The organism is Streptomyces sp. P5F9 (assembly GCF_057961495.1).
Genome location: NZ_JBXVPZ010000366.1, coordinates 556 through 10107, shown reverse-complemented (window position 1 = coordinate 10107; position 9552 = coordinate 556). Strand labels below are relative to the sequence as shown.

The 9552-nt window shown below is 70.4% G+C and carries 9 protein-coding genes; 4 read left to right on the top strand and 5 right to left on the bottom strand.

The window, feature by feature from the left end:
* The coding region (locus tag AC31A1_RS38510; RefSeq protein ID WP_489657738.1) for a protein kinase domain-containing protein at positions 1-974 on the bottom strand (974 nt) is incomplete at its 3' end.
* A 321-nt stretch (positions 975-1295) separates the two neighbouring features.
* Here AC31A1_RS38510 and AC31A1_RS38505 point away from each other — a divergent pair.
* Positions 1296-2882, top strand: coding sequence for a protein kinase domain-containing protein (locus AC31A1_RS38505; protein WP_489657737.1), 1587 nt, complete (start codon positions 1296-1298; stop codon positions 2880-2882).
* Positions 2883-2987: 105 nt separating this feature from the next.
* Here AC31A1_RS38505 and AC31A1_RS38500 read toward each other — a convergent pair whose 3' ends face one another.
* From AC31A1_RS38500 to AC31A1_RS38490, 3 genes are all read right to left on the bottom strand, one after another.
* The gene (locus AC31A1_RS38500; protein ID WP_489657739.1) at positions 2988-3992 is read right to left on the bottom strand and encodes a phosphotransferase; all 1005 of its coding nucleotides are present in this window, start codon (positions 3990-3992) and stop codon (positions 2988-2990) included.
* A gap of 113 nt (positions 3993-4105) precedes the next feature.
* Positions 4106-4507 carry a pyridoxamine 5'-phosphate oxidase family protein gene (locus AC31A1_RS38495; RefSeq protein WP_489657736.1) on the bottom strand — a complete coding sequence of 134 codons (402 nt, stop codon included), beginning with the start codon at positions 4505-4507 and terminating at the stop codon, positions 4106-4108.
* 79 nt (positions 4508-4586) lie between these two features.
* Positions 4587-5249 carry a response regulator gene (locus AC31A1_RS38490; protein ID WP_489657735.1) on the bottom strand — a complete coding sequence of 221 codons (663 nt, stop codon included), beginning with the start codon at positions 5247-5249 and terminating at the stop codon, positions 4587-4589.
* Positions 5250-5570: 321 nt separating this feature from the next.
* Here AC31A1_RS38490 and pdhA point away from each other — a divergent pair, with 321 nt between their 5' ends.
* From pdhA to AC31A1_RS38475, 3 genes are read left to right on the top strand one after another with little or no spacing between them, the layout of a single operon-like run.
* Positions 5571-6728, top strand: a complete 1158-nt coding sequence (gene pdhA / locus AC31A1_RS38485) for a pyruvate dehydrogenase (acetyl-transferring) E1 component subunit alpha (protein WP_489657734.1) — start codon at positions 5571-5573, stop codon at positions 6726-6728.
* A 1-nt stretch (position 6729) separates the two neighbouring features.
* Entirely contained in the window at positions 6730-7737 is a 1008-nt protein-coding gene (locus tag AC31A1_RS38480; RefSeq protein WP_489657733.1) for an alpha-ketoacid dehydrogenase subunit beta, read from the top strand.
* 10 nt (positions 7738-7747) lie between these two features.
* Positions 7748-9163 (top strand): dihydrolipoamide acetyltransferase family protein, encoded by a 1416-nt coding sequence (locus AC31A1_RS38475; RefSeq protein WP_489657732.1) that lies wholly within the window; start codon positions 7748-7750, stop codon positions 9161-9163.
* Positions 9164-9217: 54 nt separating this feature from the next.
* Here the strand turns inward: AC31A1_RS38475 and AC31A1_RS38470 are convergent.
* On the bottom strand, positions 9218-9552 hold a 335-nt coding region (locus AC31A1_RS38470), incomplete at its 5' end, for a contact-dependent growth inhibition system immunity protein (protein WP_489657731.1).

Below are 9552 nucleotides of genomic sequence, written 5' to 3'. Positions count from 1 at the left end.
GGGGCCGCCTGGTCGACCGGGGGGAAGACCGCGGAGCCGACGCCCGCGCCGCTCTGCGCGGGTGCGCCCGGCACGATGCTCGGGGCGGCGGCCTGGAGCGAGGCCGCGACGCGCAGGCACTCGTCGCGCATGGACACGGCGTTCGGGAAGCGCTCGTTCGGGTTCTTCTTCAGCGCGCGGGCGATCAGCGCGTCCACGGCCGGCGGCAGGGAACGGTTGATCGAGGAGGCCGCGACCGGCTCCTCCTGCACATGCGCGTACGCGATGGCCAGCGGCGAGTCCGCGTCGAACGGCAGCCGCCCGGTGACCAGTTGGAACAGCATGATGCCGACCGAGTACAGGTCGCTGCGCGCGTCCACGCCCCGGCCGAGGGCCTGCTCCGGCGAGAGGTACTGCGGGGTGCCGACGACCATGCCGGTCTGCGTCATCGAGGTGACGCCGGACTGCATGGCGCGGGCGATGCCGAAGTCCATGACCTTGACGACGCCGCGCTTGGTCATCATCACGTTGCCCGGCTTGATGTCCCGGTGGACCAGGCCCATCTCGTGGCTGATGTCGAGGGCGGCCAGCACGTCCGCGGTGATCTTCAGCGCCTTGTCGGCGGGCATCGCGCCGAACTGCCGTACGTCCTCGTCGAGTACCGAGCCGAGCGGGCGGCCCTCGACGTACTCCATGACGATGTACGGCATCGTCGTGCCGTCGAGGGCGTCCTCGCCGGTGTCGAAGACCGAGACGATGTTGGTGTGGGTGAGCTTGGCCACGGCCTGGGCCTCGCGGCGGAAGCGCTCGCGGAAGGCCTGTTCCCGGCCGAGCTCGGTGTGGAGTGTCTTGACCGCGACCTGGCGGTCGAGCACCGAGTCGTACGCCAGGTGCACCGAGGCCATGCCGCCCTCGCCGAGCAGGTCGCGCAGTTGATAGCGGCCACCTGCGAGCGCGCGCCCCGCATAGCGGCCGTGTGCGCCGTCCTGGCTCATGTCCCGTGTCCCCCATCGGCGCCGGCTCAGTGATCGAAAGTGCCATTCCCGGCCAAGTCTGCCGGAGGGCACTGACACGTCAAGCGCGGTGCCCGTTCCGTGACCGTACGCGAAAGAAGAGTCGTGGAAGCGTTACAGGTGCTGTACCGGCGGTACACAGAATTTGCACGACGGCCCGTGATACCGATTTGATGGCCGGTCCGTCTCCGGACGATTCCGGCACTGATCCCGGAACGGCGGCTTGCGCCGAGCCTGTAGCGTGGCCGACGGAGACCGTAACAACACCGCGCGCACCGCGGGCAGAAACGACGGCGAGGACTGATGGCACAGCAGCACGCTCAGGGCCCGTCCGACCCCGAGGCGGCTGGCGGCGGAATGTCGGACGCACCGGAGCTGTGGGGTAACGGCGGACTGGTCGGCGACGGCCGGTACCGGCTCACCCACAGACTGGGCCGGGGCGGTATGGCCGAGGTTTTCGCGGCCGAGGACGTACGGCTCGGGCGCACGGTCGCGGTCAAGCTGCTCCGCTCGGACCTGGCCGAGGACCCGACGTCGAAGGCCCGCTTCACGCGCGAGGCCCAGTCGGTGGCCGGCCTCAACCACCACGCGATCGTCGCCGTGTACGACTCCGGCGAGGACGCGGTGTCCACTGGCGGCTTCGCCGCGGGGGGCGGCATGTCGGTGCCGTACATCGTCATGGAGATCGTCGAGGGCCGCACGATCCGCGACCTCCTCCTCAACGCCGAGGCGCCCGGGCCCGAGCAGGCCCTGATCATCGTCTCCGGTGTCCTGGAGGCGCTCGCCTACTCGCACCAGCACGGCATCGTGCACCGCGACATCAAGCCCGCGAACGTGATCATCACGCACAACGGCGCCGTCAAGGTCATGGACTTCGGCATCGCGCGCGCCCTGCACGGGGCGTCCACGACGATGACGCAGACCGGCATGGTCATGGGCACGCCCCAGTACCTCTCCCCGGAGCAGGCACTCGGCAAGGCCGTCGACCACCGCTCCGACCTGTACGCGACGGGCTGCCTCCTCTACGAACTCCTCGCACTACGGCCCCCGTTCACCGGCGAGACCCCGCTGTCGGTGGTCTACCAGCATGTCCAGGACATCCCCGTCCCGCCGTCCCAGACGTCGAACGGCGTCTGCCCGCCGGAGCTCGACGGCCTCGTCATGCGCTCCCTCGCCAAGGACCCGGACGACCGCTTCCAGACGGCCGAGGAGATGCGCGGGCTCGTCCAGTACGGCCTGCAGATGCTCTACGACCAGGGCGGCCACACCGGGACCTGGAACACCGGGCCCGTGACGGTCGCGAACGGGCAGGGCACCCCTCCGGGGGGCTTCGCCGGTACGACCGTGATGCCCCAGGGCGACTCCTCCGGGACCACGCAGATCCCGCAGCCGATCCTGCCGGGCGGTTACGGCAACGGCGACGACGGCGGCTTCGAGGGGCACGGCAACCACGGCAGCGGCCGCGGCAAGCTGTGGATCCTCGCCGTGCTCGCGGTGATCGCCATCGCGGCGGGTGTCGCGCTGGCGCTGAACAACACCGGTAACGGAAGCGGCGGTTCGGGCACCACCCAGTCGCCGACCACCTCGCAGTCCGCGACCGACGACACGGCCACGGAGTCGCCGAGCGACGACACGACGGCCTCGCCGTCCGACACGACCACGGACGACAGCGGCACGAGTTCCGGCTCCAACTACACGCCGTCGTACACGCCCTCGTACACCCCGACGGAGACGGCCACCGAGAAGCCTTCGAGCACGCCGTCCGCGACCGCCTCCGAGGAGCCGTCGGACACCCCGTCCGCGACGACCTCGGCGGACCCGACGGGCACGGGCGGCACCGGTGACGACGGCGGTACCGGCGACACGGTCGCCGGCGCGCTGGGCGGCTGACCGGCTTCGTCCCCCGGCGCCACAACTGATTCACGCGCGCGTGCACCCCGTAACAGGGGTCCACGCGCGCGTGCTGTTTATCGGTGTCCCGGTGTCCCGGTGTGTCTACGGGGCGCCCTCCGCGAACGCCTCGCACACCGCGTCGTACTCCCGCGTCCACCACACGGCGAGCGCCGACGCGGCCGGGAACTGGGGGTCCGCGCGGGTGTCGCCCCGCTCGTAGTGCCAGCGGAGCATCCAGAAGTCGTTGAGCCGCTCCCACCACACCCGGTGCACGGCGGCGGCCAGTTCGGCGGGGCCGGCGCCCGCCGAACGCCGGTACGCGTGCGCGTACGCCCGCACCTTCGGCAGGTCCAGGGCCCCGTCGGGCCGTACGAAGAAGATCGCGGCGGCGCGTACGGCCTCCTCCGCGCGGGGCTGGACGCCGAGGCGGTCCCAGTCGACGATCGCGGCGGGGGCGTCGCCCTTGTAGAGCAGGTTGAACGGGTGGAAGTCCCCGTGCACCCACCCCACGGACGCCCCGCGCGGCGGCCGTCGGTCCGCGTGCCGTTCCAGCAGCTCGCGCCGCTCCAGGAGCCGGTGGCGGGCCAGTTCGTCGAAGGCGTCGGCGGGTCGGTGCCGGCGGACGTGCCCGAGGAGGTCGTCGATGAGGGCGAAGGTGTCGGCGGGGTCGGCTCCCGGCGCGCACTCCTCCCGGCGCCCCGGCATGACCCGCTCCAGGCTCGCGTGGACGACCCCCAGGAGCGCGCCGAGGCGCCCGCACTGGCCGGTGGTCAACTGGCCGCCGTGGCGGTGCCTGCCGTCGATCCAGGGGTGCAGGGCGTAGGCGTGACCGCCGACGACGGCGACCGTACGGCCGTCGCGGGCGGGCAGCGGGGGTGCCACGGGGACGCCGAGGTCGGCCAGGCGCCGGGTCGCGGTGTGCTGGCGGGCGATCGCCGCCGGGTCCGCGGTCTCGGGGTCGAAGTGGTGCTTGAGGAAGTAGCGGCCCCGGGTCGTGCGGAGCCGGTAGCCGCGGTTCAGCAGGCCCTGCTCGACGGGTTCGCAGGTGACGGCGGACCCGGCGGCGTACTGGCGGAGGAGGGCGCCCAACGGGGGCGCGTGGGGCACGAGGGGTGGTACACGTAAGCGCGGCACGCGGCCGATGCTAGGGCACGAGACGGGCCCTTGAGCTGCGGTTTGTCACAGAAAGTCACCGCTCGGTCGCCGATGGTCGCTTTCGGTCACAGGGTGTGCCCGAAGCGCCGTTCCGGACCGCCGTCCGCCGGGTGCACGGTGCCCAGTTGCGGCTCGATGCGCAGGTAGACCATCGCGTCCCGGGCCGGGCCGAAACGTTCGACCTGGTCGGCCGTCGGCTCATGCGGCTCGCACGTGCCGATCACCTGGACGGACCACAGGTCGTCATCCGGCCCGGCCGAGTCCAGGTTGTCGGCGCCGTACGCGACGACGCGGTCCACGCACGCGTGGTGATGGCCGTGGCTCCGGGGCATCCGCAGCAGCAGCCGCTCGTCCGCCACGATGTGACGGGCGGGCGCCAGGAAGGGCAGCGCCCCCAGGGTGGTGGCCACCCGGCCGTGGTCGGTACGCGCGAGCAGATCGACGGCGAGCCGTTCGTCGGTGGGCATGCACTTACTGTCGGATGAGCAGCCCCTCCGGGGGAGGGGTCTTTGGTCCCTAATGACGCCGAATCGGTCCCCGGGGCGCTCAGTGACGCTGCTGCTCGACCTGTCTGCGTGCCACGTAGGCCGCCGCCTGCGAGCGCCGCTCCATACCGAGTTTGGAAAGCAGACTCGACACGTAGTTCTTGATGGTCTTCTCCGCGAGGTGCAGCCGCTCGCCGATCGCCCGGTTGGTGAGCCCCTCCCCGATCAGGTCCAGAATCCTGCGCTCCTGGTCGGTGAGCGAGTCGAACTTCTCGTCCTGTTGGGGGCCGCCGTTGCGCAGCCGCTCCAGGACCCGGGCGGTCGCCACCGGGTCGAGCAGCGACCTGCCGGCCGCGACGTCCCGTACGGCGGTCAGCAGTTCGTTCCCCCGGATGGCCTTCAGGACGTACCCGGAAGCACCCGCCATGATCGCGTCGAAGAGGGCCTCGTCGTCCGCGAAGGAGGTCAGCATCAGGCACTTCACGGACTCGTCCCGCGCGCGGATGTCGCGGCACACCTCGACACCGCTGCCGTCCGGGAGCCGTACGTCGAGAATCGCCACATCCGGGCGCACGGCGGGGATCCGCACCAGCGCGTCGGCCGCCGTGCCGGCCTCGCCGACCACCTCGATGTCGTCCTCGACCGAGAGCATCTCGTGGACACCCCGGCGGACCACTTCGTGGTCATCGAGGAGAAATACGCTGATTTTTCCGTCTCCGGGCACGCGGTAAGTCTCACATACGGGCTCTTCCCGTGCCCGAGGTGAGCGGGATAACGTGCCGTTGTTCCGGCCCCCTGCAAGGCTGTGACCAGGACTTGTTCCCGACTTTCGCGATTTACTTGGAAATCCAAGCAAAATCGCAGGTCAGGAGGGGTTTCACAGAATTGTGGAGCACTGGGTAACGTGCCTGTTGCAGGGCGCTCGCCGGGGCACCTGTCACGCCTGTTCCCGACGAACCGCACCCACCCTGTGCGTCCGTGGGGCGCAGGTGAGCCGCACTGGCACCCGGCGAACCCGGGGAGCCGGACCGACGGAGGAGCACACGTGACCGTGGAGAGCACTGCCCCGCGCAAGCCGCGACGCAGCGCCGGAAGCAAGGCCAAGGGCGCCGACCCGGACCTCGTCCAGCTGCTGACGCCCGAGGGCAAGCGAGTCAAGAACGCGAAGACCGCCCCGTACGACAAGTACGTCGCCGGCATCACCCCCGATGAGCTCCGCGGCCTGTACCGCGACATGGTGCTCACCCGCCGCTTCGACGCCGAGGCCACCGCCCTCCAGCGCCAGGGCGAGCTGGGCCTGTGGGCGTCGTTGCTCGGCCAGGAGGCCGCCCAGATCGGCTCCGGGCGGGCCACCCGCGAGGACGACTACGTCTTCCCGACCTACCGCGAGCACGGCGTCGCCTGGTGCCGTGGGGTCGACCCGACCAATCTGCTGGGCATGTTCCGGGGCGTCAACCACGGCGGCTGGGACCCCAACACCAACAACTTCCACCTCTACACGATCGTCATCGGCTCGCAGACGCTGCACGCCACCGGCTACGCGATGGGCGTGACCATGGACGGCGCCGACAGCGCCGTCATCGCGTACTTCGGGGACGGCGCCTCCAGCCAGGGCGACGTCGCCGAGTCGTTCACCTTCTCCGCGGTCTACAACGCCCCGGTCGTGTTCTTCTGCCAGAACAACCAGTGGGCCATCTCCGAGCCCACCGAGAAGCAGACCCGCGTCCCGCTCTACCAGCGCGCACAGGGCTACGGCTTCCCGGGCGTCCGCGTCGACGGCAACGACGTCCTGGCCTGCCTCGCGGTCACCAAGTGGGCGCTGGAGCGGGCCCGCAACGGCGAGGGCCCGACGCTGGTCGAGGCGTACACGTACCGCATGGGCGCGCACACCACCTCCGACGACCCGACGAAGTACCGGGCCGACGAGGAGCGCGAGTCCTGGGAGGCGAAGGACCCGATCCTGCGCCTGCGCACGTACCTCGAAGCCGCAAACCACGCGGATGAGGGATTTTTCGCGGAACTCGAAACAGAGAGCGAAGCGTTGGGCAGGCGAGTGCGTGAAGCGGTCCGTGCCATGCCGGACCCGGACCGGTTCGCCATCTTCGAGCACGTGTACGCGGACGGGCACGTGCTCGTCGACGAGGAGAGGGCCCAGTTCGCCGCCTACCAGGCGTCGTTCGCGGATGAAGAGGGGGGTAAGTGACATGGCGGCACACACCGCGGCACAGACCACGACGTTCAAGAACCTGCCGTTGGCCAAGGCGATCAACGAATCGCTGCGCGCCGCCCTGGAGTCCGACCCCAAGGTCCTCATCATGGGCGAGGACGTCGGCAAGCTCGGCGGCGTCTTCCGCGTCACGGACGGCCTCCAGAAGGACTTCGGCGAACGCAGGGTGGTAGACACCCCGCTGGCCGAATCAGGAATTGTCGGCACGGCCATCGGCCTGGCTCTCCGCGGCTACCGCCCGGTGGTGGAGATCCAGTTCGACGGCTTCGTCTTCCCGGCCTACGACCAGATCGTCACCCAGCTCGCCAAGATGCACGCGCGTTCCCTGGGCAAGGTCAAGCTCCCGGTCGTCGTCCGCATCCCCTACGGCGGCGGCATCGGTGCGGTGGAACACCACTCGGAGTCCCCCGAGGCGCTGTTCGCGCACGTGCCGGGCCTGAAGATCGTCAGCCCGTCGAACTCGTCGGACGCCTACTGGATGATGCAGCAGGCCATCCAGAGCGACGACCCGGTGATCTTCTTCGAGCCGAAACGGCGCTACTGGGACAAGGGCGACGTCAACACGGAGGCGATTCCCGACCCCCTCCACAAGGCCCGCGTGGTCCGCGAGGGCACGGACCTCACCCTCGCCGCCTACGGCCCGATGGTGAAGCTCTGCCAGGAGGCCGCCGACGCGGCCGCCGAGGAGGGCAAGTCCCTGGAGATCCTGGACCTGCGCTCGGTGTCCCCGCTGGACTTCGACGCGATCCAGACCTCGGTCGAGAAGACCCGCCGCCTGGTCGTGGTCCACGAGGCACCCGTGTTCTTCGGCTCCGGCGCCGAGATCGCGGCCCGCATCACGGAGCGCTGCTTCTACCACCTGGAGGCCCCGGTACTGAGGGTCGGCGGCTACCACGCCCCCTACCCGCCGGCCCGCCTGGAGGAGGAGTACCTGCCGAGCCTAGACCGGGTGCTCGATGCCGTCGATCGCGCTCTGGCGTACTGAGGAGAGGGTCGTGACGACGATGACTGAAGCGTCCGTACGCGAGTTCAAGATGCCGGACGTGGGCGAGGGTCTCACCGAGGCCGAGATCCTCAAGTGGTACGTCCAGCCCGGCGACACCGTCACCGACGGCCAGGTCGTCTGCGAGGTGGAGACGGCGAAGGCCGCGGTGGAGCTGCCCATCCCGTACGACGGGGTGGTCCGTGAACTCCGCTTCCCCGAGGGGACGACGGTGGACGTGGGCACGTCCATCATCGCGGTGGACGTGTCCGGGGGCGGGGCGGCTCCTGCGGAGAGCCCGGCCGAGGCTGCTCCTGAGCCTCCGGCGGAGGAGAAGCCGGCGGCCCGCACACCGGTACTGGTGGGCTACGGAGTGGCCACGTCCTCCACGAAGCGCCGCGCGCGCAAGGGTGCGGAGATCCCGGCACAGGACGCGTCGACGGTGTCGGCGGCAGTGGCGGCCGAACAGGAGGAGCTGAACGGCCACGCGGCGGCGACCGCGACCGGGGCCGCTGTACCGCAGTCCCGCCCGCTGGCGAAGCCGCCGGTGCGGAAGCTGGCGAAGGACCTGGGCGTCGACCTGGCGACGGTGACCCCGTCGGGCCCGGACGGCGTCATCACGCGCGAGGACGTACACGCGGCGGTGGCTCCGGCGCAGGCTCCCGCGCCGGAGGCGGCTCCGCGGGTCCAGGTGGTTCCGGCCGCCGCACCGGCGACGTACGACTCGGCCCGGGAGACCCGTGTCCCGGTGAAGGGCGTGCGCAAGGCGACGGCGGCGGCGATGGTCGGTTCGGCGTTCACGGCACCGCATGTCACGGAGTTCGTGACGGTGGACGTGACGCGGACGATGAAGCTGGTCGAGGAACTCAAGCAGGACAAGGACATGGAGGGCCTACGGGTCAACCCGCTCCTGCTGATCGCCAAGGCCCTGCTGGTGGCCATCAAGCGCAACCCGGACATCAACGCGTCCTGGGACGAGGCAGCCCAGGAGATCGTCCTCAAGCACTACGTCAACCTCGGCATCGCGGCGGCGACCCCACGCGGCCTGATCGTGCCGAACATCAAGGACGCCCACGCGAAGACACTGCCCCAACTCGCGGAGTCACTGGGCGAGTTGGTGTCCACGGCGAGGGAGGGCAAGACCTCCCCGGCGGCGATGCAGGCCGGCACGGTCACCATCACCAACGTCGGCGTCTTCGGCATCGACACCGGCACACCGATCCTCAACCCGGGTGAGTCCGCGATCCTCGCGGTCGGCACGATCAAACTCCAGCCGTGGGTCCACAAGGGCAAGGTGAAGCCACGTCAGGTGACGACGCTGGCGTTGTCCTTCGATCACCGGTTGGTGGACGGGGAGTTGGGGTCGAAGGTGCTGGCGGATGTGGCGGCGATTCTGGAGCAGCCGAAGCGGTTGATCACCTGGGGGTAGCGGGCCGGCGGTCAGAGGAGGGGCCGCGCATCTCTGTGAGTGGGGGTGCGCGGCTCAGCTCTGGTCCGCCGGGGGCCCGTAGTCGGCCCGAGGAACGGTCAGCCGGTCGGCGACCAGGGCGAGCCAGCCGCTGGGTGAGTACGGGGTCGGTGGGTCGACCTCCATGCCCAACTCGGCGACGGCGAGGGCGTAGTCGGACTCGTCGATGTCCAGGGCGAGGAGTTCGTGGAGTTCGCCGGTGAGTCGGGCGACGAGCTGCGGGTCGGTCGAGGTCCGGTAGTCGTCGATCGCCGCGTCGTGGTCGTCGAACTCGTCCGGCATGTCCTGGGAGAACCAGCCGCCGAGGAACTGGCCGAGTTCCGGGAAGCGGGCATGCCATTCCCAGTGGG